Here is a 20,617-nt window from a genome sequence, read left to right on the forward strand (position 1 = left end):
CAAGCTTACTTACCTAATTCCGCTCTTATTGCATCATATCCATTTTCTTCAATTTCTCTTGCCAATGACATATCTCCCGTTTTAACAATTCTTCCATCCATTAAAACATGAACATAATCAGGTTTTAGATAGTCTAATATACGATTATGGTGGGTTATTATTAGAATTGAATTTTCTTCATTTACAAGCTTGTTAACCCCTTCTGCAACAATTCTTACAGCGTCAACGTCTAATCCTGAGTCTGTCTCATCTAATATAGCAAGTTTAGGCTCTAATACTGCCATTTGAAGTATTTCATTTTTCTTTTTCTCTCCGCCAGAGAATCCTAAATTTAAATATCTTTGAGCATAACTCTCATCCATCTTTAGAAGTTTCATCTTTTCCTTAAGTGCTTTTCTAAACTGTATAATGTTTTGAACTTTTCCTGCGACTGCACCTTTAGCTGTACGTAAGAAATTCTCTACTGTTATTCCCGGTACTTCTTCTGGATATTGAAATGATAAGAAAATTCCCTTTCTTGCTCTTGCATCTACTTTTAAATCATTAATTATATCTCCTTCAAAGACCATTTCTCCATCTATAATTGAGTATTTGGGATGACCCATTAATGTATTTGCAAGAGTGGATTTACCAGCACCATTAGGTCCCATTATTACATGAATTTCACCTTTTCCTATTTCTAAATTTAACCCTTTTAAAATTTCCTTTCCTTCAACAGAAGTTTTTAAATTATTTATTTTCAATAGTTCATTTTTCATTATTATCTCTCCTTACATATCCGAGTATTTCACTCTGATTTTAAATCAAAAAAATTTACACAATAATTTTTCCCGATGACTAACTGTTTTTCCTTTATAATAATCCTCTTCATATCCGACAAGATTACTCTGGTTTCTCTTTAGCTATATTTTACTACTTAAAACAAAAATAATCAACATTAAATCAAAGATAATTAATATCAAAAAATAATAATTGACAATTAATAATAATAATTGATATGATTTTATAGGTAAATATTTTGACTATCAAACAAATAATCGCAAAAAAGTACATACTACTAGGAGGAATCAACATAATGAAAAATCTTTATAAAATTCGCTGGTATGCAGAGCGCATATCGCCTTATTTACCTGAAACAGCATTTGATCCAGTACCTACTCGTCTTTTTGGAGGGCTTGCTTATTTAATTGTTATTACTGCAGGGTTTCTTACAATTGATTTATTCAATCTTAATCCATTGTTTAATTTATTGATTTCAATTATTTTGGGATTCAGTTTTGCATCTATAGGTTTGTTAGCCCATGAAATTCTACATGGCACTGTGGTAAAGAAACCTTGGCTCAGAAATCTACTAGGTGCAATTGGATTTTCGCCTTTACTCATTGGACCTAGACTTTGGATTAAGTGGCATAATATGAATCACCATGCCTACACTCAGGACAATGATATGGACCCTGATGCATGGATGAGCATGGAGCAGTTTAATAATAGGCCTTTTATAGGTTGGATATACCGTCTACCTATTACATTTCGTTCTTTGTTTAGTTTTACCTTTTTAACTGTTTCATTTACCCTACATTCTACTAGGATGTTCTTTCACTATATAAATGATTTTAAGCCAAATAAACGATTAGTTACTTGGATACAATTCATTTTACCTTGGACAACCTGTATAGGCTTGCTCTTTTACATAGGCTTAGAAAAATGGTTGTTTGTTTATTTAATTCCGGCACTTATTGGGAATTTTATAGTTATGGCTTATATTGCAACTAACCATCGATTAAACCCCCTTGTACCAGTTAATGATCCTTTAGTTAATAGTCTTACTGTTACAGTACCTAAATGGTTGGATATCCTTAACTTTAATTTTTCACACCACACAGAACATCACCTTTTCCCTAGAATGAGTCCTAAGTACTATCCTTTAGTTAAGGAGCACATAAAAAAAATGTGGCCGGAGCGTTATAATGAAATGCCGATGGGAAAGGCATTAATATCACTTTGGAAGACCCCTAGAGTTTACTATAATAATACGGAATTAATTGATCCACACAAAGGGAATATCTATGGCTCTTTAGGAAATGGATTTGATCCTAATAATGTTAAGTATCGTAAAATATAACCTGCAAAAAGTAGGTCCTTTTAAAATAGTTAAACCCATGGATTTAATTGCCATGGGTTTAACTATTTGTACAACTTTAGGTGGTATTTTATTCTGTCTCTAGAGTATGCTCCATCTTATAGGAATACTAACTAGAAAGTTAACTTATACAAAGGGATATGTTTCCAAAGCTGAAGGTAGATTTAAAAACTTTGTGTCAGTCTTAGTGAAGGGTTTTAAGACAACCTTAGCACCTTCGAGTTGTCTGAGCATAGCGAGTTTCTCGAAGGTTCTTAGGTCGTCTAAAACACAAGCTTTAGACCGACTAAAAGTTTTTAACGGACTGAAGCTTGGAAACATAGCCCGGGGTATAAGTTAACTTTCGGACTTATAACCCTATATCCAGATTGCATATACTATCCTAACTCATCATTTTTCCATTTTAACAGTAAAACTCTTGTCCTTTAACATTTTCACATTTGAACCATCATAAGTTCCAATCATAATATTTCTTGATGTACCAATTTTAAATATCTGTACATTATTCTTCAAAGTATCATATTTACTGTAAAGTTCATTTCTTTTATCATCATCAGCCTCCTTTACTTCAGCACCATCTATTGTTACATATATAGGTATATCAAACATTTGTCTTAAACTGTCTTTTCCAAAATATTTTTGATTATATCTTACAATCAGATAGTCACCATCTATAAAGTAATCCTTTATACCTACACTTCGATCTTTATCAATGGTTAATTCTATTGGCTTTACATTATTCATATCTAGCTTAACCGCTGGTAATTTTCCAGTATTTTCGCTTCCTTTGGTCTTATAACCTGGTATAATAGTTACACTTTTCATATCATTATTGGAAATAAAAGTTGAATTCCATTTATAGGTTTCTAGTAAACCATTTATTCCTCCAGATCTACCATTCCAACACAATCCATTACCTTTATCATCCAAAACTATAAATTCAGAAACAGTATCATTACCCAAATCATCAAACTCTCCTTCTCCTTTAATAGTTACAGTAAGCGGAGAAATAGTTACCGTTGAAATCTCACCTTTTACTCCATTTATCTCAAGCTTAGAATTAATTTTTTCTTCATAGGTCTTCTCTGTCTGCTTACTTTTATCAAGGAAAAAATGAACGCCCCAGTCCCCTGTTTTCCCAAATAATTGTGATATGTTTATATCTATATTCATCTTATTTGGCAACTTATCCCTTGACCAATCTATCTTCTTTAATATTCTAATTGTATTGTTGTCTATAAACTCCCATGATGCTCCTGCACCTGTACTTACACTTTTCCCATTAACCTTCATTTCTGTTGGAATTAATAAAGCATCAGAATAGTTATCTTTAATTTCTTTATTATTATTTTTCACTACAAAATTTAAAAATAGCATATTATTATCCGCTACCGCACTTTCAAAGGTAACGTCAATACCTTCACAGGACTTGGTCTTACCAATTACATCAAGGTAATTATCGTATTTTTCATTTACACTAACTAAATCTCTTTTAAATAATTCTCCGATTATTGGAACGCTAGTAGCTAATGCTGGGTTTACCACTATAGCAGAAGATATGAAAATCATAGTAATTGCAGCAGCTATAGAAATCTTTTTCTTACTGATAAATCTTTTCTTAGTTATTGACTTTTCCTTACTTAAAGCTTCTTTTATATTCTTCTTAACTCTTTCCTTTTCTATTTCACTTACAGGCATTTCTTCAAATTCCTTTTCATCTACTTCTATATCATTAAGCATTTCATAAATATCCTTCATATTAAATCACCTCCAAGTTTAATGCTTTTTCCTTTAATTTTCTCTTTCCTCTGTAGATTCTATTATCTACGGAAGCCTTGGTAATATTAAGTTTTTTAGCTATATCCTCTGATTTATAGCCAAGGAAAAATTTAAGAATAAAAATATCTCTATCAATCTTTCCTAGACTATTAATTAGTTCTATTACCTCACTCCTATTCTCCATAGTAATTAAATCATCTTCTACAGAGCTTTTGTCCACAACTTCAATAGCCTCTAAAACTTCCTCAGCCTTTTTTACTCTTGACCTGTAATAATCAATAGCCTTAAACTTAGATATAATATAAAGCCATTTCTTAAACTCACTATCATCACCGTGAAACTTATTTGCATTTCTCCAAACAGAAAGAAACACATCATTTATACATTCCTCTATAAGTCCTTCATCTTTAAGTGAAGCAAGAACCTTATATATAGTTCCTTTAATTAACGGGAGATAATTGTCAACTATATAATCTAAAGCATCTTCCTTCCCATCTTTTAGCCTTTGTATGTAATTTTTCTCGTCTGATTTCATAAACTCTCTCCTTACTAAAAGGTGTTGTTGTAAAAGCTTTTACACTTTATATAACGAATGAAAATTTATATATTCTCAAATTTTTCTATTATATTTTAATAATACATTAGTAAGATAGACTTGTAACTATTCAGCTATATATAATACTGTGAAATTTTAGGTACGCCAAAATGGGGCTGTTGTATTAAAGAATTTACATACAATACATTGTTCTTCAAATTTAAAATTAGAACAATATATTGTAGTATTTATTCTTAATGCAGCAGCCCCATTAATCCATTTTAACTAAACTATTTTAGCTACAACTATCTTTGTTACATAATAAACTAAAATATTATATGCTATAGCAATTGTCCATAATACTATTAAAACTTTTATTGCCTGTTCCGTTTTATTTTTTTCTACATTTTTATATATATTTATAATTTTATATGACCCCCAAATACCAATACACCAGCTGAATAAACTTTCTACAGATAATATTGGTATTAATAAATGCAGAAAAATAAATAAGGATTTTATACCTTCTCTGTATTTTACGGTTATTGCCTCTTGCAATCCACTTGAAGTACTTACTACATTTTGTTCCAAATTACTATTCATTCTTTACTGCCTTTCTTTAAAATAGTTAGCTTTTATCATATCATTTGATTGCTGTAGTATATTAATATATTCCTTCTTCTCTTCACTAGAAATTTCTTTTCCTACATAAGATTTATTAGTTAGCACTGCATAATCTAAATTAGTATTTAAAAGATTTCTACCTAATGCAGTGCCAATATAATTGTTTTCTTTTATACCCATTAAATAACTAATCGTTGGGAGAAAGTCTACTTGTCCACCATTAACCTTAAATTCTTTACCGTGAAAATTCTTCGAATATATTATTAAAGGTACTCTTCTATCATTATTTCTCCATTTATCTGGTATTCCGTTAATATCTTTTACTTCTCCACCAAAAAACTTGTGAACACCTTCATGGTCGCCATATATAGCCACTATAGTATTTTCTAACATACCTTTTTTATCAAGGTCTTGTATAAACTTTCCTATCATTGCGTCTGTATAATGTATGCTTTCTATAAACCCACCCATCTTAGTTCCTTTTAAATTATCTGATAAATCAATAGTTACCTGGTCTCTTGGAATAACAAAAGGGCTGTGGCTAGTTTCCGTTATCATGAAAGTATAAAAGGGCTCCTTTTGTTTTTCTATCTTTCCCACCGCTTGTGATAAAAAGCTTCTATCACTTAAATTTATCCCTATTATTTCGTCTGCATTAAAATTTGTTATGTCTAAACAGTTATCAAAGCCCATGTGTTTTTCTGCTGCCATCCAATTCCAATAACTACCTTTTTCTCCATGCATCGAATAAGTATAGTAGCCTTCCTTCTTTAATAGGTTTGGTAATGAATTATAATCATTATATGGATAATTAAAATTATTATTTCCTATTAATACAGGAAGCATAGAAGTATTAGAAACAAAAGTAGCATCAGAGGTTGTACCATTATAGGTTTGCTCATGATAATTGGAAAAATAAAGTGAATTACTGAGCAATTTATTTAAGTTAGGTGTTATTTCTTGATTGTTTACTTTTTCGTTTATAATAAAGTTTTCCATTGACTCTACTTGAATAACAATCAGATTTTTTCCTTTAAAAATTCCATTATAACTATTTGGTTTAAGATTTTTCTCTTTTGAACTAAAGTATCTTTTTATTGAGTCTTTCTCCTGCTGAGACATGATATAAGATGTGTTATCTTTGCTGTAATTGTATAAATCATATAGGTGATAACCTATTGGCGTTAAATAATACATGCTTTGGTTTTGTGACCATGATCTTTTAAATAAATATTGATAAGCATATCCTCTTTGAAATTTATCTACTTTGACATGATTATAGGCTAGATATAAGTTTGGAATTAAGAACAATATGCCAAACTTATTTAGGCTTCTTCTAACATTCTTATAAGACTTTATATTTTTTATAAAAATTGCTATAAGAATTACAGCGTTTATTAAAAATATCAAATCTATTGTTCTAAACATTGCGAGTATACTTGGAGTTAATCTTTCTAAATTAGCTGTCATTTTAAACATATAGTAATTTAAAAATGAACTATTGCTTCTATAATACCATAAGTCCAGTATCAATAATAATGAAATAAGTATATTCATTATTATCATAAACACATTTTGTGCTATACCCTTAAATAAAAATCCAAAAGAATAGGGTATTAACGCAAATACTATATATATTAATATTGGAAGTATCCCTAAAATAGCAGTTCTAAAATTTATACTTACTGCATTTCCATCGGATAAAAGCAAGATAAATAGAATATATTGTATTAATGTGCCTACTACTGCTGTCATAAAAAATTTATCTTTTATAAGTTCTTTTATGTTTTTTTCTATAAAACTAATGGTTCTCTTCACTTTTAGCCCCCTTTGCTCAAAAAATATGTAGATTTATTATATCACATTTTTGATAATAACAATATTTTTTTCATTCGTTAAATATAAAAAGCTAAACTGTGAGTCCTTAGGTCACAGTTTAGCTTTTTATATTGCCGCATTGGAATTATACTTACAGCTATTTATTTGAAATGCTTTATCCGATGTATATCGCCACTAACACCCCATAGCGAGAACTTCACCTCGAACTTCTTATAACTTAATTTTAAAAAGTCTTACCGCTTCTTCAGCTTTAATCTTATCCATCTCATCTAATTTATCTATATATTTTAAAATGCTTTTACTTATTTCTATTTTGTAAGCACCACTTTTAACCATCTCAATAAGTTCTTTTACTTTATAGGTTTCAACCTTACAATTGAAAATAGATAGAACTTTAAAATGCAATAGATTTAGCCCTATATCACGAGTTTTTTCCCATTCCTCATATGTACTTATCTTTTCACATATTAAATCTATAAGAGAAGTTATTACTTCATTTATTTCATCAATATTATTATCATATATAAACTCTATAGAGTCTACAATTTCAAAACTATGTGCTATGGTCAGCATAATATCATTTTTTACACCTTCAAACTCTTCTTCATTTAAAATTGAATGTAACCTTAAAAAACTATCATTTTCATAAAATCTAGTTCTTACAAATTTTATAAATGTCTCAAAATCCTCAGCATTATTTCCAAGCTCTATTTCAAATAATATTCTAAAAAACAAATTCCATTGAAATTCATTATTTATTGAATTTAATATGATATATCCGATCTTATTAGAGAAAGCATCTTCAAAATGTATCTCTCTTTCAAATTCTATCTCACTATTAAAATTCACATCATTTTTGCCAATACTATTTAATCTATCCATTGTTTTTACCATTGTTTTATTATAATCATCCAAATTTTCAGCATTTCTAGTTCTAAAAATATACTTCATTATGGTATCACAGGATTCTTTAAAATCGACTCCAAAGCCAATGTTATTTTGCATTTTTGCTGAAAATATATCATAAATAATTTTCGAAAGAAATATTTCTACTTTAGACTTTCTCATCATAGGATCTATACTATTTATACTATTAAACTGATTATAAATCATAAGAAGCTGATTATCTATCATTGTAAGGTTTTTCTTAATGGATCCCATCAGTTCTTTTAAAAAGCCATCTGCTATTCTGTAGTTATGATCTTTATATACTATTTTATGCTCAAGCTCACCCCAAAATATATTAACCAAGGATTTAATTTGAAGTTCAAATCTAATTATTCTATCATTTATTTCATAAACTCCATCTATTCTAAAGATTTCAAACCCATTTTTTTGTTCCTGTGGCTGTTTGCCAGATAACTCTAATCTAATATTTTCATTTAATTCATTGTAATAATATCCATCAGCATTTCTTTTGTTAAAAAGCCTTTTTAGAATTTTAAATATTACCATTTCATCTTCAATAAATCTACATTCTACTCTGACTCCAATCAAGTCTGAAAGATTTGAAATAACCTCCTCTCCTGACTTGTACTTTTTATAATAATTATTCCTTATTATTTTTTCTCTCAAGCTAGAAGAAGACTTTACTCTTGAATTTACCTTTATATCTCCATCATTATTATTTTCTAATAATTTTTCAAAATATATCTCTAAATCCTTAGCTTTATCTTGTAATTCATCATTTATTTCTTCTAAACACCCTATGACCTCTTCAATAAAATTAAACATTTTCAGCTCCATAACTTACCTCCTAATGTTAATGTAATACTTATTTCTAAAATATATAATTCTATACTTACTTTTGACTGTGTTACAACTATAAAATTGGTGAAATAAGTCTAACTATTGACTCCGCTGCTTTCTCAATTAACGGTCTTTTTATAAACTCTTCTTTATTTATCTGTCTACAATACTTAATATCCTCCTTAAAGCTGTCCTCTAGTCCTTTTGTAAATTCACTATTATATATAAAACTATTAACCTCAAAGTTTAATTTAAAACTTCTAATATCCATATTTGCTGTACCAATGCTGCAAACAGCGCCATCTGCCATCATAGTTTTAGCATGAATAAATCCTTTTTCATATAAATATACCTTTACATTCACATTTAAAAGCTCCAATATATAAGAATTTGCAGCCCAAGCCATAAACTTATGATCTGGATTTCCTGGTATCATAATTCTAACATCTACTCCAGATAAAGCTGAAATCTTTAAAGCTTCTAACAATGTATCATCCGGTACAAAATATGGAGTTTGTAAAAATAAACTTTCTTTTGCCTTATTTATTATTTTTATATAACCGTTTCTTATATGCTGTTCCTTATGATCTGGCCCACTTGTAACTATTTGCATTCCTATTTTTCCATCCACTAAGTTTTTACCCTTTGGAAAATACCTAAATATATCTTCTATCTCACAATTTTTAGCATAGCTCCAATCTAGTAAAAATCTTTTCTCTAATCCATATACTGCCTGTCCTATAATTTTCACATGAGTATCTCTCCAATAACCTATATTTTTATCTTTACCTAAATACTCATCACCAATATTGAAGCCACCTACAAAACCTATTTCTCCATCTACTACTACTATTTTTCTATGATTTCTATAATTAATTCTTCTATTTATGTATGGCATCATGCCTGGAAAAAAAGCTGCATATTCAACCCCTGCACTTGTCAATTCATTTAAATACTTCTTATTATTTAAGCTATTTGACCCCATTGCATCAAATAAAAATCTTACCTCTACACCTTCCTTAGCTTTACTCATTAAAATATTTAATAGCTTCTTTCCTATATCGTCTGGTCGAAATATATAATATTCCATATGAATAAATTTTGTTGCACCTTCTAAAGCTTTAATAAGAGCATCAAATTTTTCATTTCCTTCAATATACAAAGTTACATCATTATTTTGTGTATAGATTGCTCCTGATTGCTTGTAGTTCATATTAATTAAATCTCTATGCTCATAGGTTGACAAATCATATTCATACTCTTCTCTAATATTTTCTAAATATCTCTTTTTAGCTTCATCCCTTAAAACCTTCTTATCAAAAATCTTCTGCCTACTTATATTCCTTCCAAAAAGTAAATAGATTATAAAACCACCAATTGGAATTAACATAAATATCAATAGCCAAGCCCACGTAGTTGAAGGATTTCTTCTTTCAAAAAATATCAATACTATAGAAAATATTATATTTAAAATAAAAATCGTCGTACTCACACTTGTTACAACACTCATACTTTACCTCCTCTTGTTATATAGATATCCAACTTGGGTGCTTGACTTATTAGAGATATTCATAGGGGTACCTCTTCTGTACTGTTAATAATTTTAGTTATCTCTAGGGCTTGCTGCTAAGAACCTCAACAATCTTAAATAAACTCGCTGTGCTCAAACAGTATTCAAGATTGTTGAAGTTCTAAAGCAGCTTCGTCAAGAGCTAACATAAAATCATTAAATGTACTGTCAGATGTACCCCTATGAATACCTTGATTAAGTCAATTATCGAAGTTGGATATCTATATCACTTATATCGACAATAGTATCTATGCCTCGACCAATTTTTCCATCAATTAGATTTTAACATAATTGCATAACAATGAAAACAAAAGGGGGTTCAGCGTATTTTTGAATTCTATTTTCAAAGTATTTTCTAAATGAATAGTAAGATTATTATTATTCATAATCCATATATTGGAATATGCAATACTGCTGCATAATATATTAAGTGATAAGTTAACGCCTATGTTTTAAAACATAGACGTTTTTAATCAATATGAAAAATACCAGAGGTTGCTCTGGTATTTTAGTACTATTACATTTGCTCTGTATTTCTTTTCAATTGTTTTTGCTTAACCTAAACTTCCCAAGAACCTCCATCTACATAAGTTCCTATTCTACATTTTCTATTATCTTAGCTACCCAGGTACATAAGTCCGCTGAAACCTTTTTAGCTGTTGCTACAACTCTTTCATGTGAATGTTTATACTTTTGTATTCCTGTGGCCATGTTTGTAATGCACGCTATGCCAAGCACATCTATTCCTAGATAATTAGCAGCTATAGTTTCAGGAACAGTTGACATTCCTACAGCATCAGCCCCTTGCCTGCCTATAGATACTATTTCTGCGGCTGTTTCATAGTAAGGGCCCATAAAACCAGCATAAATTCCTTCTTTATATTCAATACCAAGTTCATCAGCTAATGTTTTTGCTTTGTCTATCAATTCTAGTTTGTATGGCTCAGACATATCAGGAAATCTTGGTCCAAATCTTTGATCATTAACTCCAATTAGTGGATTAGTTCCAAATAAATTTATGAAATCCTTTATAAGCATTAGTGTGCCAGGATTAAAACTAGTATTTATTCCTCCGCAAGCATTGGTAACTATAAGTTTTTTTATACCTAATTGCTGCATTACATATACGGGATAAGTAACTTCTTTCATAGTATATCCTTCATAGTAATGAAATCTTCCTTGCATTGCTAATACATCTATTCCTTTTATCCTTCCAAATACTAATCTACCCTCATGACCTTCAACTGTTGATTGAGGAAAGTTTGGAATATCTTTGTAATCTATATATTCTTTATCTTCTAATACGTTTACTAAATCACCTAATCCTGAACCAAGAATAACTGCAATTTCAGGTTTAAAGTTTGTAACCTTATTTCCTATATATCTTGCAGATTCTGTAACTTTATCATACATATTGTTCATTTTAGTACCTCCTTAAACTTTTAAGCATAATTTATCATATAATCTGTTGACTCTAAAACTTTATTATACATATTTTGTATTTTAACCTCCTCGTCGAAAGTAGTGTAGCATAAATGTATTGATATAGTGTATGACATATGTCATAATGGAATAAAAAAGTGAGCTAAGCATTATATGGAGGTAATTTGATTATGAAAAAGATAAAGAATACTTCTATGCTAAATAGATATATACAGCAGTACAATATTGAGAAGTTTTTTAATGGAGATATACCAACTTACTTAGAACTTATATTATTTAAAAAAGGATAACATATTTGTAAAGAAGGCGAGGAGACAAATTATCTTTTATTTTTTGTAAGAGGTAAGGCGAAGGTTTACACAACATTAAAAAATGGTAAAAACATGCTTGTGTGTTTTTACAGTCCATTAGAATTAATTGGAGAAGTAGAAATTATAAAATTAGTGCCAGCAATATCGAGTATTCAAGCTATAAAAGATTGCTATTGCATAGGTATATCAACTAAAATTATCAAAGAAAATTTGATGAAAGATATAAATTTCCTACTTTTAATTTGTGAATCATTAGGTAATAAATTAGAAAGATTATCCAAGAATAGTTCTATAAATTTAAGCTATCCACTTGAAAATAGATTAGCTAGTTTTATTATAGCGTCAAAAACTTTAATAGAAATTGAGGATAGAAAAATTGTGGTATTCAATGAGAATTTGACTGAAGTATCCGAGTTATTAGGCACAAGTTACAGACATCTATTGAGGAGCTTAAAAATATTATGTGAAAAAAGTATTATAAAAAAGAGAGAAGCTTATTATGAGATTATAGACTATAATGCTCTCTTATGCATTTCATCTGATCTGTACAAATAATTATTAAACTTGTTGCTTTAATTTTGATAGAGCGGAAGTAGTTTATTCGTAAGCACTGCAGCTGTGCCAGCATCTATTACACTCTCATCTATATGAAGAAGCATTTCCTTATGTATTAAATTTTTATTTATTCATCTCTTTCAATAAATTATCTATTTTTTTATTATCCAATGAACTCATTTCCTATCTCCTTTGTATAGTTCATGGCTGCAATTATCTCAATATCCATATCATTAAGGTAACTTTTATCTATTTTTTCTAATATTTTGTTATATAAATTCAATCCGTTTTTCCTTTCCAGTACATAATCATCATCACAATAGAACTGTATTTCTGTTATGCATGATTCATACATTGACATTTTAATCACCTTTATAGTCGGAATTATATTCTACAGAGTTAGTTACGCTAAAAATAAAGTTCATATTATGTAAAGCACAAAAAAGACCATGAAGTTTCCAATTTAAATCAGCTCCTTCATAGCCTTTTTCCACTTTATATTAATCTTATAATTTAAGCTTTATTGTTTTTAAAAATTTCACCTGCAATTACTAAAGCGCTGCAAGCCTTAGGAAATCCTACATATGCTGCACAATGCAAAATAATTTCTAATATTTCTTCTGGCTTCAATCCAACTTTAAGCGCTGCTTTTATATGAAAATCTAATTGTTCAAATGCACCTTGTGTTATAAGAGCCGTTATAGTTACAACCTCTCTTGTTTTTAAATCCAAATTTTCTCTTGAATATATTTGACCAAATCCAAAAGCAATCATTTTTTCTTCAAAATCAGGGAATATCTCTCCTAAAGATTTTATGGTCTGTTGGCCATTTATATCTGTCATTTCTTTTAATATATCAATTCCTTTTTGATAATCTTTATTCATTTCCTTAACCTCTTTTCATAGTTAGTGGTATTTCATATGGATCAACCATAACTTCTATTATAATTGTTTCGTTATGTAAATTTGAAATTTGTAGAGCTTCTCTTAATTCAAATCGATTACAACATTTATATGATTTTACTCCCATTGACTCACCAAATTTTTTAATATTTAATGGTACATTGTAAGTGGTTCCTATTGCTTTTCCTAAATGCTTTTGCATACCTTTATCAACCATATCTAATCTTCCGTTATTTAATATTATAAAAGTAACTGGAATATTATAATTTACTGCTGTGGATATTTCAGTGCCGTGCATAAAAGTACATCCATCACCGGTTAGACAAATAATTTTAGAATTATAACTTGCCAATTGGGCACCTATGGAGTAACCTATAGCATGTCCCATAGCTCCAAATACATCGTCAAAAAAGAATGTACCAGGTTTTCTGATATTAAAATGCTTTATTGCATAAAATGAATGACTCCCATCATCTCCAAAAACAATAGAATCCTCTGGCAACTCTTGTCTTATTATCTCTATAGCTTCAATAGCTGACATATAAGAATGATTATTACTATTTTTAATCTCATATTCCTCCTCTAATAAATTATAATCATTTTTTATTCTATCTTTAGCCTTGTCTAATACTAACTGTAAATTTGTTTTAATGTCACCTATAATAGGGAGTGTTTGAACTGATAGAGATTTACCTATAAATGTAGGATCGTAATCTAAATGAATAACTTCTTTAGGATAATTTTCTGTTGATATGCCAACTAGAGACATATCTGATAGTTTACTTCCAATTACAATCATTAAATCTATTTCTTGCTTAATATATTCAGATGATCTTTCTGTACCGCCTAATCCCAAAGCACCAAGTGATAATGGATGATTCTCAACAAATGTCCCCTTTCCACCTGGCGTAGTCATAACTGGTATATTCCATAGTTCAGATAAATTTTTAACTTCTTCATAAGCTAAACTTGAATGAACACCCTTACCTGCTAAAATTACAGGTTTTTTAGCATTATTAAGCTTATCAATAAATTCATCTAACCTAGAGGAATTTATCTGAGGAATGTTATTAGGTAACTCAAGCTCAAATTCTTCTATTTGTTCATTAAGTATATCAGATGGTATAGATAAATGGACTGGCCCCTTTACCCCAAAGTAAGCTTTTTCCAACGCATGCTGTAAATATCTCTTAAACTGATCTGCTCTTTCAATTCTAACACTAAATTTAGTAACCGGCTCAAACATTTTAACTAAATCTGTACCAAAAATAGTAGAATCCTGCCCTAATGCTTTCCCAACATCATTTATATTTTGTTGCCCAGTAATAAATAATACTGGAATGTGATAAGCTTTTGCCTGCCCTGCAGCGGTTAATAAGTTTGTACCACCAGGACCTGAAGTTCCAATAGCTACACCTAGTTTCTTGTTCATTAATGAATAACCTGCAGCAGCGTAACCTGAGCCACATTCATGTTTATTTAAAATAAAATTGATATCTTGTTTGTCTAATTCAATAATTAAAGGAACAACAGGCTTTCCAGGTATACCAAAAACGTGATCGATTCCCCATTTTTTTAAATGCCATGCTAAGATCCATGCTATACTTTTCATTCTTCCATCCCCTTATGTCAACTAATATTTTTCTTTAAATGTTTTTTGTAAATTATAAAATCCCGTTTCAAAAACATCTGCAGGTATGGGTTTACTAAAATAATAACCTTGTACAAAATCACAATGACGTGATTGTAAGAATCTTAATTGCTCTTTATCTTCAACCCCTTCTGCTATAACCTTTAAACCTAAGCTATGTGCCATAGAAATAATTGTCTCAACTATCTTTGCATCATTTTCATTATTCATAATATCTTTAACAAAAGATTTATCAATTTTTAAGTAATCAATGCAGAACTTTTTTAAATAATTTAACGAACTATATCCAGTTCCAAAATCATCAATACTAATTTTCACCCCTAAATCATTTAATTCTTTTAATGTTCTTATTGCATAGTCAACTTTCATTGTCATACTTTCAGTTATTTCTAGTTCTAAATTTATTGGATCAAGTCCCGTTTCAGATAAAACATCTTTAATAACTTTAGTTAAACCACTTTTTAGAAATTGTTGCGTTGATAAATTTACGCTTATTTTTATGAGTGGTAAATTGATATTTTGCCACTTCTTAGCTTGAGAACAAGCTTCTCTTAATACCCACTCACCTATTTTAGTAATTAATCCTGTTTCTTCTGCTATAGGAATAAATTTATCTGGAAAAATCATTCCTTTTTCTTTGTGATTCCATCTGATCAATGCTTCAACACCAATTATTTTGCCATTTTGTATATCCACTTGTGGTTGATAATGTAGAATAAATTCATTATTTTCTAAAGCTTTTTCCATATCCATCTTTAGTGTCAACTTATCTTTATAGGATTCTTCTAAAATCGAATTGTAAATTACATACCCATTTCTTCCATTAGATTTTGCTTTATACATAGCATTATCCGCATAAATTAAACTATCTTCGTAGTTCGCTGGATTATCTTCATATAAAACGATTCCTAAGCTTGGCGTTATATGTAATTGATGGCCATCAATTACAATTGTTCTATTAAAAGCATTGATAATTTTTTCTGCTAGTTCGGTTGCTTGTTCGTTATTTTTAATATCAAAACATAATAATATAAATTCATCTCCACCAGCACGAAAAATATGATCATCTTTGTTTAAGCATTCTTTTAGTATATTTGCAGCTTCTTTTATTAATAAATCACCCTTTGAGTGACCAAACTTATCATTAATCATTTTTAATTTATCTAAATCTAAAAATACAAGTGACATATTCCTAGATTGGCAAATCTTATTGTCAATGTATTTATTCATTATTTCATGAAAATACCGTCTATTTGGTAGTCCAGTTAACTCATCGTGATGTGCTAAATAATTATATTTTTCCTCTGCTAAATATCTTTCTGTAATATCCCTAAATTGTCCAAAAGCACCTATTATATTTAAATTTTCATCATGAATAGATTGCGCATCAACAAGACAAACATATTGTTCGTTATTATTATTTTTGAACTTTATCTCAACATCTTTATACTGTTTTTGATTATTTAATACATCTTTAAAAAGATCACCTGTTATTGGAGAATCAAAAATACTTTTCCCTACTATTTCCTCTTTATCAAAACCAGATATTTTTTCTGCAAATTCATTAAATTCTAACACTTTCCCATTTGCATCTGTGATAATAATTGCATTTCTAGTTTTGCTTAACATAATTTGGTTCATTATATTAAGCTTACGATTCTGTTTTCTAAGTAATAGCTCACGTTCTATAGCATCAACTACTGTTGTTAATGTCATTAGAAAAAATGGATTATGAAGACTCACTTCTGTCATAATACATATGCTTCCTAAAATGCGATTACTGTCCGTATCATGAAATGGCATTCCATAACAAGCAATGTTGTGTAAAAATGTATGAAAGTGATTAGTTCCTACTAATTGTATTGGATGATTTTGCTTTAGAGTTAAACTGACTACATTTGTACCCAAATTATTTTCACAAAATAGAACACCTTGCCTGATACCTAGTTGAGTCATAGTGGATTTTATTGTTTCATCTCCAACCATATCTAGCAAATAACCATTTTCATCTGATATTACTATTAATATAGGGGTACCATCTAATGACTTTATTATTTTTTTACTAAAAAATTTTACTACATCTAAAATTTCTTCATAAGCTTCTTTTTTATTTTCTAATTTAAATTCTGACATAATCTCTTTGGGGATTCTAAGCTCATTAGGATCCATACCCAATTCTATGCATCTTTTTTTTGATTCTATAACATACCTTGGTTCTTGCTCATATTCTTGTTGTGTCATAAATTACATTCCTCCTGAAAAGCAAAAATAGCTAAACTTTAATATACTTAGAATATAACATATTTTTCAAAAGTTATAATATAACACTTTACTAATCTCTTATAAAGTTAAAAATTATTAAATCTTTATAACCAATTATATCCATTATATATTAATATAGGCGTAAATACAACAAAATTTGTCATACAAACTATATTTTCAACAAAGTTTCAATTTCTTAAACCCTTGGAAATTTTACTTTATAACTAAAATATATTAGATAAGTTTCCTTAAAATAAAAAAGCTAAACTGTAAGTCCTTAGACTACAGTTTAGCTTTTTTATCTTACTTCGTTAGAATGAATATTTTTAGCTTTTCAAACAATAAACCATTGAGCCCGCAGTAATTTATTTGAGATACTCTATAATAAAAGCTTATTTTGCATAGTTATGAAATCCTTTTGAAGTCTTTCTTCCAAGCCATCCAGCTCTTACATATTTTCTTAACAATGAGTGAGCTCTATATTTTGAATCTCCAGTCTCTTTATATAATACATCCATTATTGCAAGGCAAACATCTAAGCCTATAAGATCACCTAGCGCTAGTGGTCCCATTGGATGATTTGCACCAAGCATCATAGCTTTGTCTATGTCCTCAGCACTAGCTATTCCTTCAGCTAATATTCCACAAGCTTCATTTATCATAGGAATAAGTATTCTATTAACAACAAAACCAGGAGCCTCTGCTACTTCTACAGGGTCTTTTCCTATAGAAATTGACATCTCTTTAACTGCATCAAAAGTCTCTTGTGATGTAGCCATTCCTCTAATTATTTCTACAAGCTTCATTACTGGAGCTGGGTTGAAGAAGTGCATTCCTATAACTTTATCTGCTCTTTTAGTTGCTGCTGCAACTTCAGTTATTGAAAGTGAAGATGTATTTGATGCTAGTATAGTTTCTGGTTTACATATTTCATCTAACTCTCCAAATATTTTTTTCTTTATATCCATATTTTCAACTGCTGCTTCTACTACTAAATCACAGTTAGCTGCCAAATTTAAGTCAGTTGTTCCTGTTATTCTATTAGCTATAGCATCTGCATCTCCTTGTGCCATTTTTCCCTTAGCTACTAATTTTGAAAGACCTTTCTTTATTCCAGAAATGCCTCTTTCCACAAATTCATCTTTAATATCTCTTAGTACAACTTCATATCCTTTAGCTGCAAATACTTGTGCAATACCTGCTCCCATAGTACCTGCGCCTAATACACATATCTTTTTCATTTAACTTCCCCCCCATTTATAAAATGAAACTTAAATCAAATGGGGTTTTAACTCCATTTGATTCTTATCGGATAAAAATTATATAAATGGCATGTCCGCTTCACTAATTCAAGCCTTAGATACACTGTTTTTTTCAAATCAACGTTCTAATCTAAAAACATGCCATTAAAAACAAAGTTACTATATGGCAGCTTCTTCTTTATGAGCTTTAATTTTAGCTGTTAGTTCTGGTAAAACTTTATTTAAATCTCCAACTATCGCAAGGTCTGCAACCTTCATTATAGGACAATCTGGATTTTTATTAATAGCTATTATAAATTCACTGTCCTGCATTCCAGCTAAATGTTGAATTGCACCAGAAATTCCACAGGCAATATATAATTTAGGTCTTACAGTTTTACCAGTCTGTCCAACTTGAATAGCCTTATCAGCCCAATTAATATCTACAGCGGCTCTTGAGGCAGCTACTGTACCACCTAAAACTTTAGCAAGCTCTTCAAGCATCGAGAAATTTTCTGCATTTCCAACGCCTCTTCCACCAGATACAAGTACTGAAGCTTCTCCTATATCCATTATATTTTTTGAAAGCTTTACTACCTCTTCTGTCTTTGTTCTTATGTCTTCTTCTGTCAATTTAATATCTACTTTTTGAATTTTTTCTGGGTTTATTTTTGAGTTATCTTTTTCTAGTCTTGAAAAAACTCCAGGTCTTACAGTTGACATTTGAGGTCTGTGCTTTCCACAAACTATTGTAGCCATAAGATTTCCACCAAAAGCTGGTCTAGTCATCATGAGGTTATTAGTTTCTGGATCTATGTCAAGCCCAGTACAGTCAGCAGTTAAGCCTGTGTGTAATCTTGCAGAAACTCTTGGTCCTAAGTCTCTTCCTATAAATGTAGCTCCTATGAATATTATTTCTGGCTTCTTTTCCAGAGCTAAGTCACAAATAACTTTAGTATAGGCATCTGTTGAATAGTGTGATAAAAATTTATTGTCACAAGCAAGAACTTTATCTGCTCCATAGGATAGCAAGTTATCTGCTATGTCTTGAGTATTATATCCAAGTACAACTGCAGTAAGTTCAGTACCTAATTTATCTGCAATTTCTCTTCCCTTTCCAAGTAGTTCAAGGGATACTTTTTGAAGCTTCCCGTCTCTCTGCTCTGCAAATACCCATACACCTTTATGTTCCGATATATTCATCTAAGATTCCTCCAAACTAAATATAGTGATTTTCAATTAATTTTGAAACTGTGTACTCTACTGCTTCTTTAACTGGTTTAGCCACCAATTCTCCACTTCCTTTAGCTTCTTTAGTTGCTGATTTCATAACTCTTGTTGGTGAACCATTAAGTCCAAGAAGGCTTTTATCAACATATATATCATCTGCAGTCCAAACTTTTATTTCTTTATCAAAAGCACCAAATATTTTAGACATATGCATATATCTTGGAATATTTAATTCTTTTATTGCTGTTAAAAGTGCAGGAGTTTTAACTTTTATTATTTCATAGCCATCTTCCCAAGCTCTTCTAACTTTTATATATCCTTCTCCTACTTCTTCAACCTTTTCGACATAGGTTACTTGAGGAATATTAAGATGCTCAGCAATTTCTGGTCCAACCTGTGCAGTATCCCCATCAATGGCCTGCCTTCCAGCAAACACTATATCATAGCCAAGTCTCTTTAATGCACTAGCAAGAGCATAAGAAGTAGCCAAAGTATCGGCACCTGCAAAAGCTCTATCTGTAATAAGTATAGCTTCGTCTGCTCCCATTGCTATTGCTTCAATCAAAGCATTTTTAGCTTGTGGAGGTCCCATTGTAATTACTGTTACATGTGCCCCGTGATTATCTTTAATTGCTAAAGCCTCTTCCAATGCATTCTTGTCATCTGGATTCATTATTGATGGAACTCCTTCTCTTATGAGCGTCCCTGTCTTTGGGTCAATTTTAACTTCATTTGTATCTGGAACTTGTTTTATACAAACAACTATATTCATTGTCTAATATCCT

Annotated in this window: 17 protein-coding genes; 2 read left to right on the forward strand and 15 right to left on the reverse strand. The window is 30.0% G+C overall.

The window, feature by feature from the left end:
* Positions 1 to 5 precede the first annotated feature (5 nt).
* The gene (gene sufC / locus ACZ5N4_RS16075; RefSeq protein WP_464203511.1) at positions 6 to 758 is read right to left on the reverse strand and encodes a Fe-S cluster assembly ATPase SufC; all 753 of its coding nucleotides are present in this window, start codon (positions 756 to 758) and stop codon (positions 6 to 8) included.
* 317 nt (positions 759 to 1,075) lie between these two features.
* Here sufC and desB point away from each other — a divergent pair, with 317 nt between their 5' ends.
* Positions 1,076 to 2,122, forward strand: coding sequence for a Delta(10) desaturase DesB (desB, locus tag ACZ5N4_RS16080; protein WP_464203512.1), 1,047 nt, complete (start codon positions 1,076 to 1,078; stop codon positions 2,120 to 2,122).
* A gap of 408 nt (positions 2,123 to 2,530) precedes the next feature.
* On the opposite strand, the gene ACZ5N4_RS16085 is transcribed toward desB, so the two are convergent.
* The 7 genes from ACZ5N4_RS16085 to ACZ5N4_RS16115 all read right to left on the reverse strand — a co-directional run bounded on the left by ACZ5N4_RS16085 (position 2,531) and on the right by ACZ5N4_RS16115 (position 11,649).
* Positions 2,531 to 3,898 carry a DUF4179 domain-containing protein gene (locus ACZ5N4_RS16085; RefSeq protein WP_464203513.1) on the reverse strand — a complete coding sequence of 456 codons (1,368 nt, stop codon included), beginning with the start codon at positions 3,896 to 3,898 and terminating at the stop codon, positions 2,531 to 2,533.
* 1 nt (position 3,899) lies between these two features.
* On the reverse strand, positions 3,900 to 4,454 hold the full coding sequence (locus ACZ5N4_RS16090) for a sigma-70 family RNA polymerase sigma factor (RefSeq protein WP_464203514.1): 555 nt from the start codon (positions 4,452 to 4,454) through the stop codon (positions 3,900 to 3,902).
* A gap of 285 nt (positions 4,455 to 4,739) precedes the next feature.
* Positions 4,740 to 5,057 carry a hypothetical protein gene (locus ACZ5N4_RS16095; protein WP_464203515.1) on the reverse strand — a complete coding sequence of 106 codons (318 nt, stop codon included), beginning with the start codon at positions 5,055 to 5,057 and terminating at the stop codon, positions 4,740 to 4,742.
* Between the two features lie 3 nt (positions 5,058 to 5,060).
* Positions 5,061 to 6,896 (reverse strand): LTA synthase family protein, encoded by a 1,836-nt coding sequence (locus ACZ5N4_RS16100; RefSeq protein WP_464203516.1) that lies wholly within the window; start codon positions 6,894 to 6,896, stop codon positions 5,061 to 5,063.
* Between the two features lie 231 nt (positions 6,897 to 7,127).
* The gene (locus tag ACZ5N4_RS16105) at positions 7,128 to 8,663 is read right to left on the reverse strand and encodes a GTP pyrophosphokinase (protein ID WP_464203517.1); all 1,536 of its coding nucleotides are present in this window, start codon (positions 8,661 to 8,663) and stop codon (positions 7,128 to 7,130) included.
* A gap of 76 nt (positions 8,664 to 8,739) precedes the next feature.
* Positions 8,740 to 10,176 (reverse strand): cardiolipin synthase, encoded by a 1,437-nt coding sequence (gene cls, locus ACZ5N4_RS16110; protein WP_464203518.1) that lies wholly within the window; start codon positions 10,174 to 10,176, stop codon positions 8,740 to 8,742.
* Positions 10,177 to 10,830: 654 nt separating this feature from the next.
* Entirely contained in the window at positions 10,831 to 11,649 is an 819-nt protein-coding gene (locus tag ACZ5N4_RS16115; protein ID WP_464210976.1) for a purine-nucleoside phosphorylase, read from the reverse strand.
* A gap of 323 nt (positions 11,650 to 11,972) precedes the next feature.
* On the opposite strand from ACZ5N4_RS16115, the gene ACZ5N4_RS16120 reads away from it, so the two are divergent.
* Positions 11,973 to 12,545 (forward strand): cyclic nucleotide-binding domain-containing protein, encoded by a 573-nt coding sequence (locus ACZ5N4_RS16120; protein WP_464210978.1) that lies wholly within the window; start codon positions 11,973 to 11,975, stop codon positions 12,543 to 12,545.
* 163 nt (positions 12,546 to 12,708) lie between these two features.
* On the opposite strand, the gene ACZ5N4_RS16125 is transcribed toward ACZ5N4_RS16120, so the two are convergent.
* The 7 genes from ACZ5N4_RS16125 to ACZ5N4_RS16155 all read right to left on the reverse strand — a co-directional run bounded on the left by ACZ5N4_RS16125 (position 12,709) and on the right by ACZ5N4_RS16155 (position 20,604).
* The gene (locus tag ACZ5N4_RS16125) at positions 12,709 to 12,906 is read right to left on the reverse strand and encodes a hypothetical protein (protein WP_464203519.1); all 198 of its coding nucleotides are present in this window, start codon (positions 12,904 to 12,906) and stop codon (positions 12,709 to 12,711) included.
* 152 nt (positions 12,907 to 13,058) lie between these two features.
* The gene (locus ACZ5N4_RS16130; protein WP_464203520.1) at positions 13,059 to 13,430 is read right to left on the reverse strand and encodes a carboxymuconolactone decarboxylase family protein; all 372 of its coding nucleotides are present in this window, start codon (positions 13,428 to 13,430) and stop codon (positions 13,059 to 13,061) included.
* Positions 13,431 to 13,434: 4 nt separating this feature from the next.
* Complete coding sequence (locus tag ACZ5N4_RS16135; protein ID WP_464203521.1) at positions 13,435 to 15,060, reverse strand: thiamine pyrophosphate-binding protein; 1,626 nt, start codon at positions 15,058 to 15,060, stop codon at positions 13,435 to 13,437.
* 21 nt (positions 15,061 to 15,081) lie between these two features.
* A complete protein-coding gene (locus ACZ5N4_RS16140) occupies positions 15,082 to 17,340 on the reverse strand; it encodes an EAL domain-containing protein (protein ID WP_464203522.1) in 2,259 nt (752 codons plus the stop codon).
* Between the two features lie 413 nt (positions 17,341 to 17,753).
* Entirely contained in the window at positions 17,754 to 18,602 is an 849-nt protein-coding gene (locus ACZ5N4_RS16145) for a 3-hydroxybutyryl-CoA dehydrogenase (protein ID WP_464203523.1), read from the reverse strand.
* Positions 18,603 to 18,782: 180 nt separating this feature from the next.
* Positions 18,783 to 19,805: an electron transfer flavoprotein subunit alpha/FixB family protein gene (locus tag ACZ5N4_RS16150; protein ID WP_464203524.1), complete on the reverse strand. Its 1,023-nt coding sequence runs from the start codon at positions 19,803 to 19,805 to the stop codon at positions 18,783 to 18,785.
* A 16-nt stretch (positions 19,806 to 19,821) separates the two neighbouring features.
* The gene (locus ACZ5N4_RS16155) at positions 19,822 to 20,604 is read right to left on the reverse strand and encodes an electron transfer flavoprotein subunit beta (protein WP_464203526.1); all 783 of its coding nucleotides are present in this window, start codon (positions 20,602 to 20,604) and stop codon (positions 19,822 to 19,824) included.
* Positions 20,605 to 20,617: the final 13 nt, after the last annotated feature.

It is taken from the genome of Clostridium nitrophenolicum (genome assembly GCF_055391695.1).

Bases quoted from the DNA above. Each gene is read 5' to 3' on its own strand.
- ACZ5N4_RS16140 (WP_464203522.1), bottom strand. From the start codon at position 17,340: ATGACACAACAAGAATATGAGCAAGAACCAAGGTATGTTATAGAATCA.
- ACZ5N4_RS16105 (WP_464203517.1), bottom strand. From the start codon at position 8,663: ATGGAGCTGAAAATGTTTAATTTTATTGAAGAGGTCATAGGGTGTTTA.
- ACZ5N4_RS16130 (WP_464203520.1), bottom strand. From the start codon at position 13,430: ATGAATAAAGATTATCAAAAAGGAATTGATATATTAAAAGAAATGACA.
- ACZ5N4_RS16085 (WP_464203513.1), bottom strand. From the start codon at position 3,898: ATGAAGGATATTTATGAAATGCTTAATGATATAGAAGTAGATGAAAAG.
- ACZ5N4_RS16125 (WP_464203519.1), bottom strand. From the start codon at position 12,906: ATGTCAATGTATGAATCATGCATAACAGAAATACAGTTCTATTGTGAT.
- ACZ5N4_RS16155 (WP_464203526.1), bottom strand. From the start codon at position 20,604: ATGAATATAGTTGTTTGTATAAAACAAGTTCCAGATACAAATGAAGTT.
- ACZ5N4_RS16115 (WP_464210976.1), bottom strand. From the start codon at position 11,649: ATGTATGATAAAGTTACAGAATCTGCAAGATATATAGGAAATAAGGTT.
- ACZ5N4_RS16150 (WP_464203524.1), bottom strand. From the start codon at position 19,805: ATGAATATATCGGAACATAAAGGTGTATGGGTATTTGCAGAGCAGAGA.
- ACZ5N4_RS16135 (WP_464203521.1), bottom strand. From the start codon at position 15,060: ATGAAAAGTATAGCATGGATCTTAGCATGGCATTTAAAAAAATGGGGA.
- sufC (WP_464203511.1), bottom strand. From the start codon at position 758: ATGAAAAATGAACTATTGAAAATAAATAATTTAAAAACTTCTGTTGAA.
- ACZ5N4_RS16145 (WP_464203523.1), bottom strand. From the start codon at position 18,602: ATGAAAAAGATATGTGTATTAGGCGCAGGTACTATGGGAGCAGGTATT.
- ACZ5N4_RS16090 (WP_464203514.1), bottom strand. From the start codon at position 4,454: ATGAAATCAGACGAGAAAAATTACATACAAAGGCTAAAAGATGGGAAG.
- ACZ5N4_RS16095 (WP_464203515.1), bottom strand. From the start codon at position 5,057: ATGAATAGTAATTTGGAACAAAATGTAGTAAGTACTTCAAGTGGATTG.
- cls (WP_464203518.1), bottom strand. From the start codon at position 10,176: ATGAGTGTTGTAACAAGTGTGAGTACGACGATTTTTATTTTAAATATA.
- desB (WP_464203512.1), top strand. From the start codon at position 1,076: ATGAAAAATCTTTATAAAATTCGCTGGTATGCAGAGCGCATATCGCCT.